Source organism: Microbacterium sp. H1-D42, assembly GCF_022637555.1.
Taxonomy (GTDB): domain Bacteria; phylum Actinomycetota; class Actinomycetes; order Actinomycetales; family Microbacteriaceae; genus Microbacterium.
This window is the reverse complement of sequence record NZ_CP093342.1, coordinates 3,442,672-3,461,287: the sequence shown is the minus strand read 5'-3', so window position 1 is coordinate 3,461,287 and position 18,616 is coordinate 3,442,672. Positions and strand designations below refer to the sequence as shown.

Genomic DNA, 18,616 nt, shown 5'->3' with positions numbered 1-18,616 from the left:
CTCGTTCAGGCCGCCGACGCGATCGACTGCCGTGGCTCGAAGGTCCCCTCCAGCCGCGCGGAGGCGGTCTCTTCACCCGCGACCGCGGCCTGCAGCGTCGCGATCGCGGTCTGTGCCAGCTCTTCGTTCGGTGTCCGCACGGTGCTGAGGGTGGGTGTCACCACACGCGCCAGCAGCACGTCATCGCAGCCGATCACGGAACGATCATCGGGAACGCGCTCGCCGGCTTCCGCCAGGCCGGCGATCACGCCGCAGGCGGTGAGATCGTCGAATGCGAACGCGGCTGTGGCGTCGGTGTCGAGTAAGGCGCTGGCCGCTGCTCGGCCGCCGTCGTAGGAAGCGTCGAAGGGACCGAGCTCGGTGAGTGCGACGTCGGTGGTCGCCGCCCACGCGCGGATCGCATCGCGTCGCTGCTCGGCCGCCCACGAGCCGACCGTGCCGGTGAGCAGCGCGACGCGCCGGTGACCGTTCCCATACACATAGTCGCCCGCGGCATGCAGGGCTGTGGACATGTCGCTGACCACCGATGGCAGGTCGTGAATCTCGCGGTTGAGTACGACCGTCGGCGTCGAGCCGATCGCTTCGCGCAGCACGTCGTCCGACGCGAGGGGGGAGGCGAGCAGGATGCCGTCGACCTGCGCTCGCAGCCGTGCGATCAGGGCCGGCTCGGCCTCGGCAGAGCCCTGGGCATCGACGAGCACGACGGTGACCTCGCCCGCGGCAGCCTGGATCTCGCGCACGAGTGGGGGGAAGAACGGGTTCGTGATGTCGGGCACGAGCAGACCGATCGCGCCGGTGCTGCCCGTCGCCAGACGTCGGGCGACGCGGCTGGGCTGAAAGCCGAGACGCTCTGCGGTGTCGAGCACGCGCTGCCGCACATCGTCTTTCACCAGATCCGGACGGCTGAACGCCCGCGACACCGTCGACGCATGCACGCCGAGTTCTTCTGCGATCGAATAGATCGTCACTTTGGCCACGGTGAGCCCTTTCCGCCCCGGGCGCGTGCCGAGGTCCTGTGGTGGAACGACGACGGTGTCATCCACGTATACCCATCCTGTACCCCGTCGCATCAACGGGTACAGTGTGGACTCTATCGGCTTCTGCAACCCTCTGCAACCGATTGCACCGAGTTGCGTGCGGCTGGTTCCACCGGCGCACGATTGATCGCGCGCGGCGGCCCAAGACCCGCCACCTGAGGCGTCGCTCAGCGCGCGGCGCGGATGGCGAGGTCGGGCAGCACTCGATCGGATGCCGGTGGGGGCTGCAGTCCGAGGACGCGGGCGATCTCCAGGGCCAGCACGGCGTGTCCTGCTGCGCCGGGGTGGAATGGGTCGTGCAGCAGGTTCATCGCGACGCCGCCGTGGCCGAGTTCGGTGAACTTCGCGAACTGGTCGACGAGGATGACGTCCTCTGCAGCGGCGACATCGCGGATCGCCTGCGCGAACTGGGCGATGCGCGCCCGCTCGGGGGCGTGTGCGACGTCGATGGTGGGCTGCGTCTGCAGCACCGGGATCGCCCCGAGGGCGCGCACGCGGCGGACGAACTCCGTGACGGATGCCGCGAACTCGGCCGGTGAGATCACGGGGAACTTGCCGGCGTCAGAGCAGTCGTTCGTGCCGATCATGAGCGTCACGACATCGGGCTTCCACGCGGCGACGCGCCGGTCGAAGTCCTTCAGCAGCAGTTTGACCCGCCAGCCGCTGATGGCCGTGTTGATCATGACGTCCTGCACGCGTCCCATGTCGCCGCGCACCAGCTCGTGCAGGTGGTCGACGTAGTTGCGCTCGCCGAGCGTGTGCAGCAGCCCGTGCGTGATCGAGTCGCCGGTCAGCACCCAGTTCAGCGGCTTGTCCGACGCGAGCAGGGCGCGCAGACGCTTGAGGTCCTTCACCGCAGATCAGCCGAACAGCAGCGACAGGACGGTTGCGCCGCCGCCGACCAGGATCAGCGACCCGATGGTCACCCAGGCGATGACGCGGATGCGCTTCTGGCGACGCTCGCTGTAGACGGAGAGGTCTTCGGCTTCTTCGTGCGTGGAGTTCATCAGGCTCTTCTCGGAGTCTTTCGGTTCAGGGGGCTGACGGATCGGTCGTCGATCGGTCAGGCAGAGGCGGGCTCGGTCACGGTCGGACCGAACACTGCAGGAAGCGTACCGCGTGAGGTCTCGCGCAGTTCGTCGACCGACACGGTGAAGACGTCCTGCACCTCGAGCGTCGGCTCGCTGTCGGTAACGCCGATGCGCAGCACGGGGTAGCCGCGACCCTCGCACAGGCCCTGGAACTTCACGTCGTCCTCGCGGGGCACGGTGACGAGCACGCGGCCCGTCGACTCCGAGAACAGTGCGGATGCAGCATCCACTCCGTCCCGCTCCATCAGCTCGGTCAGCCACAGGCGGGCACCGACGCCGAAGCGCATGACGGCCTCGGCGAGGGCCTGGCCGAGGCCGCCCTCGGACAGGTCGTGCGCCGACGAGATCAGCCACTCCTCGCGCGCGGCTCCGAGCAGGCCCGCCAGGCGCTTCTCGGCGGCCAGGTCGACCTTCGGCGGCAGCCCGCCGAGGTGGTCGTGCACGGTGTCGGCCCATGCCGAGCCCGACAGCTCGGTCGAGGTGACGCCGAGCAGGTAGATGTTCTCGCCCGCGTCCTGCCAGCCGGACGGGATGCGGCGCGAGACGTCGTCGATGATGCCCATCACGCCGACCAGCGGGGTCGGGTGGATCGGCACGTCGCCGGTCTGGTTGTAGAACGACACGTTGCCGCCGGTCACCGGGGTGCCCAGCTCGTAGCATCCATCCGCCAAGCCATCGACGGTCTGCCCGAACTGCCACATGACCTCGGGGTTCTCCGGCGAGCCGAAGTTCAGGCAGTCGGTGATCGCGGTCGGGGTGGCGCCGGTGACGGCGACGTTGCGGTACGCCTCGGCGAGGGCCAGCTGCGCGCCGGCGTACGGGTCGAGCTGGCAGTAGCGGCCGTTGGCGTCGGTCGAGATCGCGAAGCCGAGGCCCGACTCCTCGTCGACGCGGATCATGCCGGCGTCGTCGGGGAAGGCGAGGGCGGTGTTGCCGCCGACGTAATAGTCGTACTGGTTGGTGATCCAGCTGGTGTCGGCGAGGTTCGGCGAGCCCAGCAGCGCGAGGAACTGCTCGCGCAGCACCGCGGGCTCGCTCGAGCGGGGCAGGTCCTCGGCAGCATCCGCCTGCAGCGCGTCGATCCACGTCGGGTACGCGACGGGACGGTCGTAGACGGGGCCGTCGACGGCGACGGTCGACGGGTCGACGTCGACGATTCGCTCGCCCTGCCAGTCGATCACGAGGCGGCCATCTCCGGTGACCTCGCCTAGCACGCTGGTCTCGACGTCCCACTTCGCTACGACCGCGAGGAACGCGTCGAGCTTCTCGGGCGCGACGATCGCCATCATGCGCTCCTGCGACTCGCTCATCAGGATCTCTTCGGCGGTCAGGGTGGGGTCGCGCAGCAGCACGTTGTCGAGCGACACGTGCATGCCGCTGTTGCCGTTGGCGGCGAGCTCGCTGGTGGCGCACGAGATGCCGGCGGCGCCGAGATCCTGGATCGCCTCGACGAGCTCGTCGCGGTACAGCTCGAGGCAGCACTCGATGAGCACCTTCTCGGCGAACGGGTCGCCGACCTGCACCGCGGGGCGCTTGGTGGGGCCGCCGTCGTCGAAGGAGTCGGATGCCAGGATCGACGCTCCGCCGATGCCGTCGCCGCCCGTGCGGGCGCCGAACAGCACGACCTTGTTGCCGACGCCCTCGGCGTTCGCGAGCTTCAGGTCTTCGTGGCGCAGTACGCCGACCGCGAGGGCGTTCACCAGCGGGTTGGCCTGGTAGACGGCGTCGAAGACGGTCTCGCCGCCGATGTTCGGCAGGCCGAGGCAGTTGCCGTAGAAGCTGATGCCGCTGGTGACGCCGTGCACCACGCGGGGGGTGTCGGGGTGGTCGATGGCGCCGAAGCGCAGGGCATCCATCACGGCGACGGGGCGGGCGCCCATCGAGATGATGTCGCGGACGATACCGCCGATGCCGGTCGCGGCACCCTGGAAGGGTTCGATGAACGACGGGTGGTTGTGCGACTCGGCCTTGAAGGTGACGGCCCAGCCCTCGCCCACGTCGACGACGCCGGCGTTCTGCCCCATGCCGACCATGAGGCGTTCCTTCATCTCTTCCGAGACCTTCTCGCCGAAGCGGCGCAGATAGTTCTTGCTGCTCTTGTACGAGCAGTGCTCCGACCACATCACCGAGTACATCGCCAGCTCGCCGCTGGTGGGGCGGCGGCCGAGGATCTCTCGGATGCGGGCGTACTCGTCGTCCTTCAGCCCGAGAGCGCCGTACGGCTGCTCCTTCTCGGGCGTCGCAGCGGCATTCGCGACGGAGTCGGGGACGTGTGTGGTGGGGGTGTTCGGGGTGGTCACGCGCACTCCAAGATCAGGGGCCGGCGGGGCACCTCCAGTTTAGGCGCTTATTCGTCGGCCCTCACCCGGCCGTGACTCGGCCGTTCGCGGTGGCTGCGTTTGCGGCCGGCCGCGTCACGCCGGGGGCACCGGTGCCGTCGACGACCGCGAGATCAGGCGGGTCGGCAGGTACAGCGGGATCGGGTCGGGGCGGGCGCCGTCGATGATGTCGATGAGGGCGCGGGCGGCGGCTTCACCCTGTTTGCGGGACGGTGCAGCGATCGAGGTCAGGCCGGGCCGAACCAGTGAGGCCAGTTGGCTGTTGTCGAAGCCGATCACGCTCACATCAGTCGGGACATCGAATCCGTTCTCCTCGGCGACCTGCATGAAGCCCGTTGCGACGACGTCGTTGAACGCGAGGACTGCTGTGGTCTGCTGCTCCATCCACGATCTCGCGGCGGCGTGACCGCCGGAGACGGTCGGCTGATGCGCACCCAGTCGGCGGACTCTGATCGAGAGCTCGCGTGCTGCTTCCTGCAGAGCGCGCCAGCGCATCCCGTCGGCCCATGATGTCTCAGGGCCGGCGAGGTAGGTGATCTCGCGGTGGCCGAGATCATGGAGGTGGCCTGCGGCGGTGCGCGCTCCCCTGGCGGTGTCGGCCAGGATCGATGGCACCCCGTGCACCGCGCGATTGAGCACCACGAGAGGGCGGGTCTTCGCCAGGCGTCGGATGCCCGAATCCGACAGTCTTGGGCTCGCCAGCACCAGGCCGCTGACCGCGGGGAAGAACTCCTCGACGAGGCGCTCTCTGACGTGACTCTCCCGAGAGTCGAGAAGGACCACCGTGTAGCCGGCAGCGTCAGCGACGGCCTCGACACCGCGAATGAGTTCGACGAACACCGGGTTGCCGATGTCATTGACCAGCATTACGAGCAGTCGAAGCTCGGCGGGCTCTCCGCTGGGCAGACCCGCCAGGCGCTGATAGCCGAGCGCATCGGCGGCCACACGGATCTTGTCGGCGGTCAGAGCGCTGATGCGGCCCGGACGCGAGAGCGCGCGCGACACCGTCGACGGCGATACTCCGGCCGCCTCGGCAACATCGTAGATGGTGACCCGACGCGACGGATCCGACGGTGCGGCCATGTCGTCATCCTAGTTCTCGCCTGGTGGCGCGAGATTTCCGGTATTGGGGCACCTGGTGGTTCTCGCAACAGTTGGCAACTCCGCGATGCGGTCGTCGATCGTGTGCTGTGATGAGCGCAACCACCCGATCCACTGCGTGAGAGCAAGCCGATCCATCGTCGCAGCTGACGTTCCGTCGCGCCCACGCCCGCCCGTCACAGAGGAGCACCCCTTGAAGATCAAGTCCACCGCCCGCCTGCTCGGCATCACCACGGTCGCACTGCTCGCCCTCACCGGCTGCGCCGGCACGACGCAGTCCGAAGGCGACGGCGCCGCCGAGACGGTCGAGATCCGGCTGTCGCTGAACCAGACCGAAGAGCACCCGAACTACCTGGCACTCACCAGCTTCGCCGATGAGGTCCGTGAGAAGACCGACGGTCGGGTCGACGTCCAGATCTTCCCGAACGCCGTGCTCGGCGCGCAGCAGGAGAGCGTCCAGCTCGTCGGCAGCGGTGCCGTCGACGCGGCATCGATCTCTGGCACGCAGATGAACAACCTGAACGAAGACTTCGCCGTGCTGGACATGCCGCTGGTCTTCGACAGCGAAGCACACCAGATGAAGGCGATCAACGATCCCACGATCACCGGGGAGCTGTTCAAGTCGCTCGAGTCGAGCAACAAGCTGACGATCGTGGGCGCCTACACGCAGGGTGCGCGCTCGGTGTACAACTCGCAGAACGCGGTCGAGACGCCGGCCGACCTCGCCGGTGTGAAGGTCCGAGTGCAGGAGAGCGAGCTGCACGTGTCCATGCTCACAGCGATGGGCGGATCGCCGGCGCCGATGGCGTTCGGCGAGGTCTACACCGCGCTGCAGAGCGGCGTCATCGACGGTGCTGAGAACAACAGCGTCTCCTACGTCACCGAGAAGCACTACGAGGTGGCACCCTACTTCTCGTACACCCGCCACCTGATCGGCGCCGACTTCCTGGTGCTGAACTCGGACGTCTTCAACTCCCTGAGCGATGAGGACCAGCAGATCGTCTCGACGGCGTTCCTGAACTCGGTCGACGAGTTCATGTCCATCTGGGATGCGCAGTCCGCCGAAGCGGTCAAGACCGCCGAAGCCGCCGGCTCGACGTTCAACGAAGTCGACGCCGACGCGTTCCGGGCCGTGCTGGAGCCGATGGTCGACGACGTCCTCGACACGGATGACAAGAAGGCCCTCTACGACGCCATTCGCGCCGCAGCCTGACCAGAGACCGCACCGAGCAGGAGGGGTCGCAGCGTGACCGATTGGGATCTGACCGCGCCGTTGCAGCGGATCGCAGAACTCGCGGCGACGCACGGACTCGATCGTGCGGTGATCGACGACGGATTGGTGCTGAACTGGATGCTGGGCATCCGCAGCGCGGTGCGCGAGGGCAGCACCGATCCGGCGTTCGTCATCGATCTGTCGGCGTTGAGTGACGAGCCGGTCGTCCGAGTGATCGCCCCGGTCAATGAGATCGAACAGGTGCGGGACCTCATGCTCGGCGGTGTTGTGCAGGGCGCAGCCCTGGAGTTCGAAGCCGTTCCATGGCAGCAGTGGCCGATGGCGAAAGAGACGGATGCGGCGTTCACCGCCGACCTGAAGGTGCTGCGGCGCACCATGCTGCCGCAGCACCTCACCCGGCTCGAGGCGCTCACCGACGACGTCACGAGGGTCGTCGAGGACGCGCTGCTGCTCGCCGACGGCGGTGCCTCGGAGCGGGACCTGGCGGGGGACCTCGCCCGAGCGCTGCGTCGGAACGGCATTCAGCCCGCGGTGCTGCTGGTGGGCAGCGGCGACCGGTTCGCCCGCGTCAAGCATCCGTTTCCGTCCGCCGAACCCCTCGCGGGCAACGTCCTGGTCTCGGTCGGCGCGCAGCGCGACGGCGTCGTCACCAGCGTCACGCGGATCACGGCCCTCGGCCCGCTGGGGAATGAGCAGCGGGATCTGTTCCAGCGCCTGCTGCAGGTGGAGGGCGCATTCCTCGATGCTTCCGTCGCCGGTGCGGATCTGAACGGCGTCTTCGCACGCGGCACGCGAGCCTACGCCGAATCCGGACTGGAGAGCGACGCGTGGAAAGCGCACCACCAGGGAGGGCTGGCCGGTCTCGTCGCCCGCGAGGTCATCGCGGGAAAGGGCGAGAACCTCCACCTGGCTCCCGGCATGGTGGTGGCCTGGAACCCCTCGCATGCGGGGTTCAAGGCCGAAGACGTCGCGGTCGTCGGGCCTGGAACTCCCACCGTGCTCGGCCGCCCAGGTGGGGGCTGGCCGGCACATGTTCACAACGGCCGCGTGCGGCCGGGAATTCTCGAGAAGGGCTGATCGACCATGACCTCTGTCCACCTATTGCCACAGCAGCTGACCCGTCGGGTCGAGGCACACGAGATCGGCCAGCGACTGACGTCGGTGCAGCGGTTCGAAGTCAGTGAAGACGTGAGCATTCCGACCGCCGATGAAGAGCTCGTCCTCGTGGTGATCGCCGGCTCAGTCGACTTCGACCATGCATCCGGAAGCGGGACGGCGACTCTGCGCGACACTCTCTACGTGCCGTGGCGCGACTCGATCACCCTGCGTCCGCAGGGTTCGGAGCTGCCCGTGGTGATGGCGTTCTGGGTGCCTTGCGACCGCGCCACCGATTTCGCACACCTGGCCTTCGCCGACGTCGATGCAGATCCGCGACGCCACAACGTGTACGGCGATGCCGGAGCCAACACGCTGCGGGACGTGTGGGACGTGATCGACGGCGACTTCGACTCGCAGCGCGTGCTGTGCGGTCAGGCGAAGGGGGCGCTCGGCGGCTGGACAGCCTGGCCTCCGCACGAGCACACCCTCGAACGCGAGGAGACGTACGTCTACTTCGGGCTCGACGGCTCGTTCGGCGTGCAGCTCGCCTACGACGACGACGGCATGGATGCCCCGCACTCGGTCTCCCTCGTGCGGGAGGGGCACCTCGTCTCGGTGCCGCGGGGATATCACCCGAGCGTGGGCAGCCCCGCCGGCGGCATCTCATACATCTACTTCATGGCGTCGCATGAGCGCGAGGATCGCGAGTTCATGAACCTCCGCATCCAGCCCGCATACGGCACCACGTTCAACTAGGAGCCCGAATGATCAATCTGCCCTCTCTCGCGAACTCGGACTTCCTCACGCTGCGCGCCGATCTCGACGCGTTCGTCGACGCCGGAGTGCGGGGGGTGCACGTCGATGTGATGGATGCTCACTACGTGCCGAACCTGTGCTTCTCGGTGGACATGGTGCGATCGCTGCGCCGGAACTACCCCGAACTCGTCATCGATGCGCACCTGATGGTCGACGACATGGGGCAGTACATCGGAGCCCTGCAGGAGGCCGGCTGCGATGCCGCCAGCTTCCATCTCGACTCGACGAGGTTCGCCCGCCGCACTGTCGCCCAGATCCAGGCCGCCGGCATGCGTGCCGGGGTCGCTCTCAACCCGTCGACGCCGGTCGACGCCGTCGTGCCCGTACTCCCGTATGTCGACTACGTCGTGCTGATGACAGTCGAACCCGGATTCGCCGGGCAGAGCTTTCTGCCCGGCTCGCTGCAGCGACTCGAGGAGCTCTCGCGTCTGCGTGACCGCGAGAACCCAGAGGCGCTCATCCAGATCGACGGCGGGGTGACTCTCGAGATGGCGCAGGCCTGCGCGGCGGCGGGAGCGGATGCCCTCGTCACCGGCGTCTTCACGGTGTACGACCCGTCACTGACGCGGATCGACGCTGTCAAGGCGTACGACGTGTTCATGGCGAACGCGGGATTCCCCAACGACAACGCGACGCTGGCGAAGCTCGCGAAGGCCTGACGGCCCGTGCGGACCTGGCCCACAACCCCGCTCAGTCAGATCCGCACGTAGGCCGCGCCGTCGAACTGCCCGTTGCTGAGTGCGACGACGGCGGATGCTGTCGTGCGCACGCCCGGCTGCAGCTGCTCGGCGCGGATGTCGTGGCCGCGCATCCCGACCTCGCAGGCCTCCACGGTCGCCGCTTCCGACAGTTCGAGCGCCGGCGCGCCGACGGTGAGACCTGTGATGGCGGGGCCGTTGACGATGATTCGGATGCTGAACTCGGGCCGGTGCGCGTGCAGGGTGCGGGCGGAGCCGAGGGCCCGAACGATGTCCTCTGGACGGTCTGAGACGTGCAGCAGCACGGTGGGTGGGTTCGTCATGGGCCTCCTCATATCGCCGGTCTCCAGTGTCCCGCGTACTCCGCGATGACGCACCTGCCAGACTCGACCCATGGAACCTGGCATCGACGCCGCGACCGCAGAGACTCAAGCCGCGACCACATCGACCGCAGAGCCGAGCGCTGAGCCGAGCGCTGAGAAGTCCGCGACCTGGCCATCGCTGCTGGTCGGCATCGTGGCATCCGCCGTCATGCTGTTCCCGTCGTGGGTCGGCGGAGGGCGGCTGCCGCTGCAGAACCTGTGGCAGACGCAGACCATGCCGGACGACATGCCGTTCTCGCTGCTGCCGGTCAGTCAGTACTACGCGCTGAACATCTTCGGCATGCTGCTCATGGGCGGAATCGTGGCCGGGCTTGCCGTGCGGGTGCTGTCACGAAGGCGGCCGATGCGCGCCGGCATCGCGGCGCTCGGCGTGCTGCTCGTGCACGCGATCGTGACGGTGCAGTCCTTCGCGGTGGTGGCTGACGGACTCGGCCTGACGCGCGGCACCGCCGGCGGACGCGAAGTGCTCTATTTCGGCGGGATGCTGGGTGGCGTCATCATGGGCATCCTCTTCGCCCAACTCGGACTGCTGCTGACCTCGCGCCGCACCGTGACGCCGGTCGCTCTGGGCATCGTGCTCGCCGCCGTGCCGTTCGCGAGCTGGATCGGCACGGCGATAGTCGCGTTCACCACCTATATGGGCTATCCGCCGGTCGTCAGCGAAGTGCTGCGCTGGCTGCCGGCCGTGATCGTCGGCGTCACGCTCGCGTGGTGCGGCGTGCGTCCGCTCAGTCGGCTCGCCGTCTGGATCGTCGGCCCGCTCGCCGTGTGGGTGCTGCCGGCGGTGTTCACCGCGATGCAGTACGTTCTCGGCTCACGAGTGCTGCTGGGAGACCTGCGCGAGATGGCGGATGCTGCCACGCAGATCTTCCCGCAGGCACTGGCCGTGCTGTGGCAGCCCGCCGTGGTCGCCCTCGTGATCGGTCTGTTGGGTACGGGCGTGCGGATGCTGCTCTCCCGCCGCGCGGACTGACCGGCACCTGCCGCCCAAGTCGCTGCCCGTCAGGGATGCCAGACGAGCTGACCCTCGTCGCCGCGGCTCGACCACGCCCGTGTGATCAGCCGTCGCAGCGTGGTGGCATCCGCGTTCTCGAAGGACTCTGCAGAGATCACGATCACTCCGACCCGCACCTGCATGATCGAGTTGAGTTCGCGGACGGTCGCTTCCGCTGACGACCGCAGCCGTTGACCGGCCTCGAAGTCCTGGCAGATGAGCATGACGACAGCGGTAGTCGTCGTCCGGGGTGGACGCCCGGGCAGCCCGGTGTACACGAGCCCTGGCTTGAGATTCACGGCGACGGCGCCTATCCGAGTCATGGCGTCGCGGATGCGGGGAACGACGAGCTGCGCCGTCGAGACGGCCTTCAACTCGATCGCGAGCTGCCCCCACTCGCTCTCGCCGTCCGGCGAGAGCAGCGCGTCGAGGATGTAGACGCGACCGTCTCCGGTCGTCATGCGCACGTTGCGCCGAGGCTCGGTCGCACCGGTATAGGCGAGTTCGAGTCGCTCGAACAGCGATACCTCCCAGTCGCGCATGCGATGCATCAGCGAGGTGACGCCGCTCGGGTCGGAATCCGCACCGGGTCGGGAGAGGCCGGGCTCGCCCGGCGGAGTCTGTATCGAAGGCTCACGTTCGCCGTCGGATGCCGGATCGTCGGGCACGGGTTCGACGGCCGGGGTGGTCGCCGCCTCCGCCCGGAGTTCCTCGGTCACCTCGTCACGCAGCTTGGAGTCGACCTCAAGTTGCGTGGCGTCAGCGAACGCGGCGCGCTTGGTCTCGAGGTCGAGGTCATCGATGGCGTTCTGCTGGGTCTGGCGCTTGTGCCAGGACATCAGCCCGAGCACGATCACACCGAACCCGACGGTGCCGAGAGCGAGCGGGAGTCCGGGGAATGCCCAGTCCTGAAAGTCCGAGAGACCGCTCTGGCGCTCGACGATCATCGTCTTCGCGGTGTCGGTGAGTCCGTCGAGCTCGCTCTTGGGGATCGTCAGGATGCCGGTGGACTGGAACACGATCCACGGGACCACGAGCGCCGTCGCGACGAGGACGAGGCCTGCAGAGACGATGAACTTGTAGAAGTGGCCGAAGTCGAACTGAGGCAATGGAGGTTCCGCGCGGTAGAAGGACGGTGTTCAGATCAACCTACGGGATCGGATCGCAGATCGATGACTCTGACGGCAGACGCGGCCCGGCCGACTGCGGCGTTACGGCCTCGTGTCGTCGTGGTGCACGATGCGGCTGAGCTCGATCACGCCGCCTGGGAGCTCCCAGTAATGCAGGCGCCGCGCCCCCGGAGCGTTCTGCTCGATCGATGAACGCCAGCATCTGGCGCCGTCCGCGTCGCGGATGACGTACGGATCGTCGCCACCCTCGCCGGTGCGCAGCCGGTGCAGTTCACGAGCGGGGATCTCGCGGTCACGCCCGGTGATGGCATCCACGCACGCGCGAACGGCCTTGCTCAACTGATTCTCGTCGAGCGCGTCGAGCGACTCGATGAAGCCCGTGCCGAAGCGGTACTCGCGCAGGGGCCAGCGGGTGCGCTCGCCGGGAGCGGTGCGGTTTCCCCAGGTGCGTTCGATCTCCAAGCGGATGCCGTCGGCTGTGGCATCCACATGCGACCGCTCCGCGGCCCGTCGGGCGTCACGCAGCGCGCGTCCCTTCTCACGCCCCTCCTGGGTCGCTTCGGCCAACTTCGCCTCGGCGTTCGCCCGCTCGGCACGTTCCTCGGCGAGCTTCGCCCGCAGCTGCTCGTTCTCGGCGCGCAATCGCGCGAGCGTGCCGTCGTCGGTCGCGCTGCGTCCACCACGTGCGACCAGATTGGTCAGCGCCAGCATGTCACCGCGCAGGGCAGAGACCTCCCGCGCCAGGGCGTTCACGTCGTGCCGGGTGGCGTGATCAGCGTCGCGCGGCGCGGCCGATGCAGTGGGTGCCGGCGGGGCATCCTGCGGCTCTGTGACCGGCGTGGCAGGCGCGGCAGCATCCGACATCGTTTGATTCGGCGCGCTTCGCGCGCGACCCTCGGCCAGCCACGGCGCACCGCCGACCACCAGTGCGGGTGCCGGGGTGAGCGGTGCTGCGGGGTCGGCATCCGCGTGGCTGAGCGCGAGGCCGGGATCGCGCCGCACGCGCACGCGGATCACGTCTCCTACGTGCAGCACGTCGCCGACCGGCACGTCGTCCCCGGCGACATCGCGGCGGCGCAGCACGAACGCCTCGCGCGGGTGCAGCTGCACCGTCGCACGCAGCTCGGTGACCTTCACGACCAGGGCGAGCGTGTGCGACCCGGCGCTGAGTGCGGAGAGGTCGGCGGCGACAGGTTCCGGACGCAGCTCGAGATCGTCGAGGATGCCGCTGACCGGCTCGCCGACCACGAGCGCCGCCGCGAGCGGGAGGTCGGGCGGCAGCAGCGCGGCGGTCGCGCTGACCATCGTGCCGTCGCCGAGCCGGACGATCGCACGGGTGTCGTCATCGAAGAACCGCTGCACGATGCCCGTCGCGCGTCGGATGCTGGGGGTGCGCGCGGATTCGACCGTGCGCCGGCCGGTCTGCGCCATCGCATCGTCGACGAGGTCGCGGGTGTCGGAGTGCTCGGGAAAGCGCAGGTGCGAGCGGTGCCAGTCGGCGTCGCCGTTGAAGTCCGGTGGGTACGAGCGGCCGGCGCCGTTGAACACCTGGGCCTTCGGCGGCAGCAGGTGCTCGAGGTGCTTGGTCGCCGTGCCGGTGGCGATGGTGACGACATCGGCGATGCCGTCGAGCTCGGAGCGCAGCCGCGGGACGTCGAAGCGGAACGTACCGTCGGATGCTGTCGAGACCAGCACCAGCGGGCGCTGGCGCGGCCTCATGATGTCGGCCGCGAGCTCGTCAGCCTGCTGGGTGGTGGCGACGTCGGCATCCATGGGGCGAGTCTATGGGGCCTCCCATGCGGGGACGGGGTGCGTCGCCGCGCACGCACAGAAACCCCCGGAGTGCACAGGAACCGGGTGAATCCATGTGCAGAACGGGGAAAAGTGTGCGGGCGCGCGCGGGGCTGGGCCTGGGGTCAGGCCGGCCGCTCGACTGGTGTCGGGATGGCCGTGCCCTGCAGCTCGACCGGGTACTTCTGCCGCGTCTTCTCGAGCTTGCGCAGCACGATGTCATCGATGTCGACGCCGAGCCTGTCGGCGAGATGGATGCAATAGGTGAGCACATCGGCGAGCTCGTCGGCGGCGTGATCGGCGTCGTAGTCGGGCGTCCACTGGAAGCACTCCAGCAGCTCGGCGGCCTCGATCGAGATGCTCTTGGCGAGGTTCTCCGGCGAATGCGCCTGATGCCACCCGCGCTCGGCGGCGAAGTCACGGACGGCGGCGAGGGTGTCGGGGCGCGGCATGGATGCGACGGTACTCGCTTCTGACAGGTCGGGCGCGACCGGGACAGGAGTCCGGCCGCGCCCGCACGGAATCGCGCAGGTGCTTACTGCACCGACCACCCGCCGTCGGAGGCCAGGATGGCGCCGTTGATGTTGACGGCGTCGTCGCTGAGCAGGAAGGTGATGGATGCTGCGAGCTGCTCAGCCGTGGCGACCGAGGGGATCGCCTGCTGGAACGGCGCGAGGCGCGCGGACCCTGCGGCCGACATGTTCGGCGGCATCGGGATGCCGGTGGCGACGCCACCCGGAGCGACGGAGTTCACGCGGATCCCCTTCGGGCCGTACATGAATGCGGCCGACTTGGTGACGCCGATGATGCCGTGCTTGCTGGCCGTGTAGGCGTTGCCCGAGGCGTTGCCGCGCAGGCCGGCCTCGCTCGAGACGTTGAGCACCGACCCGCGACCGGCTGCCTCCATCAGAGGCAGCACCGCGCGCATGAGCTTGAACGGCGCGGTGAGGTTGATCGCGATGACGCGGTCCCAGACAGCATCCGACGTCTCTCCGGCGGGAGAGAAGTCGTCGTTGATGCCGGCGACGTTCGCGAGCGCGTCGATGCGGTCGCCGGCGGCGGCGATGACGGCGTCGACGGCGTCCTGCTTGGTGAGGTCGCCCGCGACGGTGACGATGTCAGCATCCGACAGTTCTTCGCGCAGCGCGTCGAGCTTGTCTGCGGCGATGTCGGACGCGATCACGCGGCCGCCCTCGCGAGCGATGCGCGTGGCGGTAGCCTTGCCGATTCCGGATGCTGCGCCGGTGACGATCACGGTCTTGCCGGCGAAGCGTCCGGCGGTGACCTTCTCGGTCCAGCCGGCGGTCTCGGTGTCGGCGGGGATCTCGCCGCCGTTCGCGGCGCGGACGAGGTCGTCGACGACGGACTGAGGCATGGCGCCCTGACTCATCGCGACGAGCTGCTGCAGGGGCAGGCCGAGCACGGGCGTCAGCTGTGCAGGATCGGAGCCGGACTGCGTGAGCAGGGCGGTGATCAGCGGGCCGCCGGTGGCGTCGTCGAGCCATTCGCCGATGGTGGAGTGAGCGGTGAGTGCCATGGTTTCTCCTCTTGTAGGCCTCGTGTCAAGCAATAACGCAACGCATCGTCTCGTTATTCCAGTGTACGCGCGCTACCCTGTGGGAATGCCTCGTCCCCGCAGTGAGAAAGCCCGGCAGGCCGTGATGTCGGCCATGCGTCGCGCGCTTGCCGAAGACAGCTACGCGGCCGTCACGATCGAGGGCCTCGCGACCGAGGCGGGCGTCTCGAAGCAGACCATCTACCGGTGGTGGCCGTCGAAGGCCGCCGTGCTCGGCGAGGCGCTGCTCGAGGGTGAGCTGCCGGGGTCGGATGCTGTCGTGCCGACCACTGATGACCTGGCCGCCGACCTGCGGGCGTGGTTCGCTGGGGTGTCGGCGGGGCAGGGCGATATGGTCGGCATCGAGGTGGCGCGTGCGCTGATTGCGGTGACCGCGACCGATCCAGAACTCGGGCTCGTGTTGAACGAGCGCCTGGCGGCGCCCATCCGCGAGTGGGTGAAGACGCGGCTGCGGCAGGCGGTCGCCGACGGGGACGTGCGCGAGGACGTGGATGCTGACGTCGTCGCCGACCACTTCATCGCCACCGCCAGCTATGCGGCGCTGCTGGGTCAGCCGCTGAGTGAGCAGCGAGTGGATGCTGTCGTGCAGATGGTCATGCGCGGGATCGGCGCTCGCGACTGACTTGCGCCCCTACTCGCGCAGCAGCGCACGCAGCGTCTGGATGGTGTCTGCTTCGGCAGCGGTCTTGTCGGGGCGGTAGCCCTTCACCCGCGCGAAGCGCAGAGCGATTCCGCCGGGATACCGGGGTGAGTGCTGCACGCCGTCGATGGCGATCTCGACGACGAGTTCGGGCCGCAGCATCACGGCATGCTGCGTGCGGTCGCGCTCATACTCGGGGAACGTCTCGGTCTGCCAGCGCAGCAGCTCATCGGTGAGGCCTTTGAAGGTCTTGCCGACCATGACGAATCCACCGGGTTCACCGAACTCCCCCGAAGGGTCGCGAGCGCCGAGGTGCAGGTTCGACAGCCATCCGCGTCGCCGGCCCGAGCCCCATTCCGCGCCGAGTACGACCAGGTCGTAGGTGAGCACCGGTTTGACCTTGATCCAGGACTTGCCCCGTCGCCCGGCTGCATACGGCGCAGCGATCGCCTTGACCAGGATGCCTTCATGCCCGGCCGCGAGGGCCTCGCGGGACAACTGCTCCGCGGCATCCGCGTCGGCGGTGACGATGCCGGGCATCCGCCACTGTCCTGCGATCCTCTCGAGTTCCGCGAGCCGGGTCGAGAGCGGTTCGTCGATGAGGTCGCGGCCGTCGACGTGCAGTACGTCGAAGAACCACGGACGCAGCACCAGCTCGCGCGCCACGTCGGCACCGAACCGCGACATCGTCTGCTGGAACGGGCGCGGGCCGCCGTTCTCATCGAGCGCGAGGGTCTCGCCATCAAGGATGAGGTCGCGGGCCGGCAGGCTGCGCACGATCTCGACGATCTCGGGGATGCGGTGGGTGATGTCGGCGAGGCTGCGGGTGTAGACGCCGACGTCGTCGCCGTGCCGGTGCACCTGGATGCGGGCGCCGTCGAGCTTGTATTCGACGGATGCCCGGCCGGTGAGATCGAGCGCGGCCGTTGGTGTCGCGGCGGTGGCGGCGAGCATAGGGAGCACTGGTCGGCCGACGCGCAGACCGACGGATGCCAGCTGCTCGGCGCTCGCCGTCAGTGCGATCACCGCGGTCTCGCCGAGATCGCCGGAGAGCATGGCTGCGCGGCGGACGTCGGCGATCGGTCGAGCGGATGCCCGGGCGATGGCGTCGAGCAGCACGCCGCTGAGCGCGCCGGTGCGCAGCTCTCCGAGCATCGCGCGGGCCAGGAAGTCCCACTCGGTCGCGGTGGCGCGGGATGCCAGACCGGTGAGGATCTGGGTGCGCTGCGCGGCGGATCCGGTTCCCGAGGCATGCGCGAGTGCGTCGAGGGCGTCGTCGACATCGGTGATCGAGAGCGTGGGATCGGCGGCATGCGCGACCTCGAGTGCGGAGAGCCCGCGCCAGCCGACGCCCAGTCGCCCCTGCCGTGGGGCGGCGAGCAGCAGCCCGGTCAGTGCGGGGAGCTCATCGGGCTCGGCACGCTCGAGCAGCCGCGCGAGCGCGTCGATCTTCGCGAGCCGCGATGACGTGGCCGCGACCTCTTCGACGCTGGTGGTGAGCTCGGCGAGCCTCATGGAGAGAGTCTCGCACCCGCCACGGACATCCGGCAGGGGTCTGCCGGTGCTCAGTGCGGCAGTGGTGAGTACAGCACCATCCCGTTGCCCTGGCTGTCGTACGCGACGGCGCGGCGCTCGTGGGCATCGTTGTACGCGGCCTTGACGATTCCGCCGCCGTTCTCTTCGACGGCTGCGGCATCGCCGTCGACGTCGCCGGTCTTGATGCCGACGACGACCTGCCCTGGAATCGGGTGGTCGATCTCGGTCGCGAGGGCGATCGTGATCGTGCCGCCGTCGAGGGCCGCGAAGTGGTTGCCGTCGCGGAACTTCAGCGGGAACCCGAGGGTCTCGGTGTAGAAGCGGATCGACTCATCGAGGTCGTCGGTGGAGAGGACGATCATCTTGACTTCGCGGCTGGTCATCGGGGCTCCTCGTGGTTCGGCGTGTGAGGTCAGGGTACGCCGGAGTCGCCGACACGGGTGCGTCCGGCGGCCGGGGCTATTGACCAGTGTCGCGCCCACCCGCTACGGTCGACTGCATGTCCGTCATCTGCACCCGCACGTCTGCCCGTCGTGGCGACGCTCGGCGTGCGTGGAACGGCGCGTACCGGGCATCCGCCCTCCTGTCATTCGCTCGCGAGCTACCGAGACAAGAAGACCTGCAGTCCTGACTGCGGGGCCGCCGCGGCCCGTCTTCTTGTCATCGTTCACTCACGACAGGAGTCTCTGCCATGCCCGAAATCGACTGGACCAACGACGAGCTTCGCACCTTCCTCACCGCGCTGCGCTCCGGTGATGTCTTCACCCGCGGAGTCGACGCCGACGACGACTACCGCACGTGCTTCCTCGCGCAGGCGCGGCGCCGCATCGTGCCCGAGATCCGCACGCGCGTGCTCGCCGAGGTCGGCGCCACGCTCGACCCGAACGGCGTCGCTGCGATCGTGCTCGAGGTGCTCGAGGACAACACCTGGGGAGCCGAGCGCACCTGGCTGATGGTCACCGCGGATCCGTGGGGGTACCTCACCGGCTTCGTCGCGGCCGAGATCCGCAAGGCATATCGCAAGGCGCGGCACAGCAACGCGGATGACAAGGCGCTCAAGGGGATCGAGAAGGCGAGCTCGCGCCAGAGCATCGAGGCGGGAGGGGAAGCTGGGGAAGCGGCGTAAACCGGTGTCGGGCGGGAGGATCCGTA

General features: G+C 68.6%; 19 protein-coding genes. 7 read left to right on the top strand and 12 right to left on the bottom strand.

Features of this window, described 5'->3' with window-relative positions; translation table 11 throughout:
• Positions 1 to 5 precede the first annotated feature (5 nt).
• The 5 genes from MNR00_RS16310 to MNR00_RS16290 all read right to left on the bottom strand — a co-directional run bounded on the left by MNR00_RS16310 (position 6) and on the right by MNR00_RS16290 (position 5,550).
• Complete coding sequence (locus MNR00_RS16310; protein ID WP_241926958.1) at positions 6 to 1,043, bottom strand: LacI family DNA-binding transcriptional regulator; 1,038 nt, start codon at positions 1,041 to 1,043, stop codon at positions 6 to 8.
• Positions 1,044 to 1,204: 161 nt separating this feature from the next.
• Positions 1,205 to 1,891, bottom strand: coding sequence for an SGNH/GDSL hydrolase family protein (locus MNR00_RS16305; RefSeq protein ID WP_241926957.1), 687 nt, complete (start codon positions 1,889 to 1,891; stop codon positions 1,205 to 1,207).
• 6 nt (positions 1,892 to 1,897) lie between these two features.
• Positions 1,898 to 2,044 carry a hypothetical protein gene (locus MNR00_RS16300; RefSeq protein WP_241926956.1) on the bottom strand — a complete coding sequence of 49 codons (147 nt, stop codon included), beginning with the start codon at positions 2,042 to 2,044 and terminating at the stop codon, positions 1,898 to 1,900.
• Between the two features lie 56 nt (positions 2,045 to 2,100).
• Complete coding sequence (gene purL, locus MNR00_RS16295) at positions 2,101 to 4,428, bottom strand: phosphoribosylformylglycinamidine synthase subunit PurL (protein ID WP_241926955.1); 2,328 nt, start codon at positions 4,426 to 4,428, stop codon at positions 2,101 to 2,103.
• 114 nt (positions 4,429 to 4,542) lie between these two features.
• Positions 4,543 to 5,550, bottom strand: a complete 1,008-nt coding sequence (locus tag MNR00_RS16290; RefSeq protein WP_241926954.1) for a LacI family DNA-binding transcriptional regulator — start codon at positions 5,548 to 5,550, stop codon at positions 4,543 to 4,545.
• A gap of 211 nt (positions 5,551 to 5,761) precedes the next feature.
• On the opposite strand from MNR00_RS16290, the gene MNR00_RS16285 reads away from it, so the two are divergent.
• From MNR00_RS16285 to MNR00_RS16270, 4 genes are read left to right on the top strand one after another with little or no spacing between them, the layout of a single operon-like run.
• Positions 5,762 to 6,781 carry a TRAP transporter substrate-binding protein gene (locus MNR00_RS16285; protein ID WP_241926953.1) on the top strand — a complete coding sequence of 340 codons (1,020 nt, stop codon included), beginning with the start codon at positions 5,762 to 5,764 and terminating at the stop codon, positions 6,779 to 6,781.
• A 33-nt stretch (positions 6,782 to 6,814) separates the two neighbouring features.
• Positions 6,815 to 7,879 (top strand): M24 family metallopeptidase, encoded by a 1,065-nt coding sequence (locus tag MNR00_RS16280; protein WP_241926952.1) that lies wholly within the window; start codon positions 6,815 to 6,817, stop codon positions 7,877 to 7,879.
• A gap of 6 nt (positions 7,880 to 7,885) precedes the next feature.
• Complete coding sequence (locus MNR00_RS16275; protein WP_241926951.1) at positions 7,886 to 8,656, top strand: 5-deoxy-glucuronate isomerase; 771 nt, start codon at positions 7,886 to 7,888, stop codon at positions 8,654 to 8,656.
• Positions 8,657 to 8,664: 8 nt separating this feature from the next.
• Entirely contained in the window at positions 8,665 to 9,375 is a 711-nt protein-coding gene (locus tag MNR00_RS16270) for a ribulose-phosphate 3-epimerase (RefSeq protein WP_241926950.1), read from the top strand.
• A gap of 35 nt (positions 9,376 to 9,410) precedes the next feature.
• Here MNR00_RS16270 and MNR00_RS16265 read toward each other — a convergent pair whose 3' ends face one another.
• A complete protein-coding gene (locus tag MNR00_RS16265; protein ID WP_241926949.1) occupies positions 9,411 to 9,737 on the bottom strand; it encodes a hypothetical protein in 327 nt (108 codons plus the stop codon).
• Positions 9,738 to 9,807: 70 nt separating this feature from the next.
• Here MNR00_RS16265 and MNR00_RS16260 point away from each other — a divergent pair, with 70 nt between their 5' ends.
• Positions 9,808 to 10,770 (top strand): hypothetical protein, encoded by a 963-nt coding sequence (locus MNR00_RS16260; protein ID WP_241926948.1) that lies wholly within the window; start codon positions 9,808 to 9,810, stop codon positions 10,768 to 10,770.
• 29 nt (positions 10,771 to 10,799) lie between these two features.
• Here MNR00_RS16260 and MNR00_RS16255 read toward each other — a convergent pair whose 3' ends face one another.
• From MNR00_RS16255 to MNR00_RS16240, 4 genes are all read right to left on the bottom strand, one after another.
• The gene (locus MNR00_RS16255) at positions 10,800 to 11,900 is read right to left on the bottom strand and encodes a hypothetical protein (protein WP_241926947.1); all 1,101 of its coding nucleotides are present in this window, start codon (positions 11,898 to 11,900) and stop codon (positions 10,800 to 10,802) included.
• Positions 11,901 to 12,002: 102 nt separating this feature from the next.
• Positions 12,003 to 13,694 carry a hypothetical protein gene (locus MNR00_RS16250; protein ID WP_241926946.1) on the bottom strand — a complete coding sequence of 564 codons (1,692 nt, stop codon included), beginning with the start codon at positions 13,692 to 13,694 and terminating at the stop codon, positions 12,003 to 12,005.
• A gap of 143 nt (positions 13,695 to 13,837) precedes the next feature.
• Entirely contained in the window at positions 13,838 to 14,164 is a 327-nt protein-coding gene (locus tag MNR00_RS16245) for a nucleotide pyrophosphohydrolase (RefSeq protein WP_241926945.1), read from the bottom strand.
• An 83-nt stretch (positions 14,165 to 14,247) separates the two neighbouring features.
• A complete protein-coding gene (locus MNR00_RS16240) occupies positions 14,248 to 15,249 on the bottom strand; it encodes an SDR family NAD(P)-dependent oxidoreductase (protein ID WP_241926944.1) in 1,002 nt (333 codons plus the stop codon).
• 85 nt (positions 15,250 to 15,334) lie between these two features.
• On the opposite strand from MNR00_RS16240, the gene MNR00_RS16235 reads away from it, so the two are divergent.
• Positions 15,335 to 15,910, top strand: coding sequence for a TetR/AcrR family transcriptional regulator (locus MNR00_RS16235; RefSeq protein WP_241926943.1), 576 nt, complete (start codon positions 15,335 to 15,337; stop codon positions 15,908 to 15,910).
• 9 nt (positions 15,911 to 15,919) lie between these two features.
• Here the strand turns inward: MNR00_RS16235 and MNR00_RS16230 are convergent, their stop codons facing one another.
• The gene (locus MNR00_RS16230) at positions 15,920 to 17,443 is read right to left on the bottom strand and encodes an ATP-dependent DNA ligase (RefSeq protein ID WP_241926942.1); all 1,524 of its coding nucleotides are present in this window, start codon (positions 17,441 to 17,443) and stop codon (positions 15,920 to 15,922) included.
• 50 nt (positions 17,444 to 17,493) lie between these two features.
• Complete coding sequence (locus MNR00_RS16225) at positions 17,494 to 17,847, bottom strand: VOC family protein (RefSeq protein WP_241926941.1); 354 nt, start codon at positions 17,845 to 17,847, stop codon at positions 17,494 to 17,496.
• 308 nt (positions 17,848 to 18,155) lie between these two features.
• On the opposite strand from MNR00_RS16225, the gene MNR00_RS16220 reads away from it, so the two are divergent.
• The gene (locus MNR00_RS16220; protein WP_241926940.1) at positions 18,156 to 18,590 is read left to right on the top strand and encodes a hypothetical protein; all 435 of its coding nucleotides are present in this window, start codon (positions 18,156 to 18,158) and stop codon (positions 18,588 to 18,590) included.
• Positions 18,591 to 18,616: the final 26 nt, after the last annotated feature.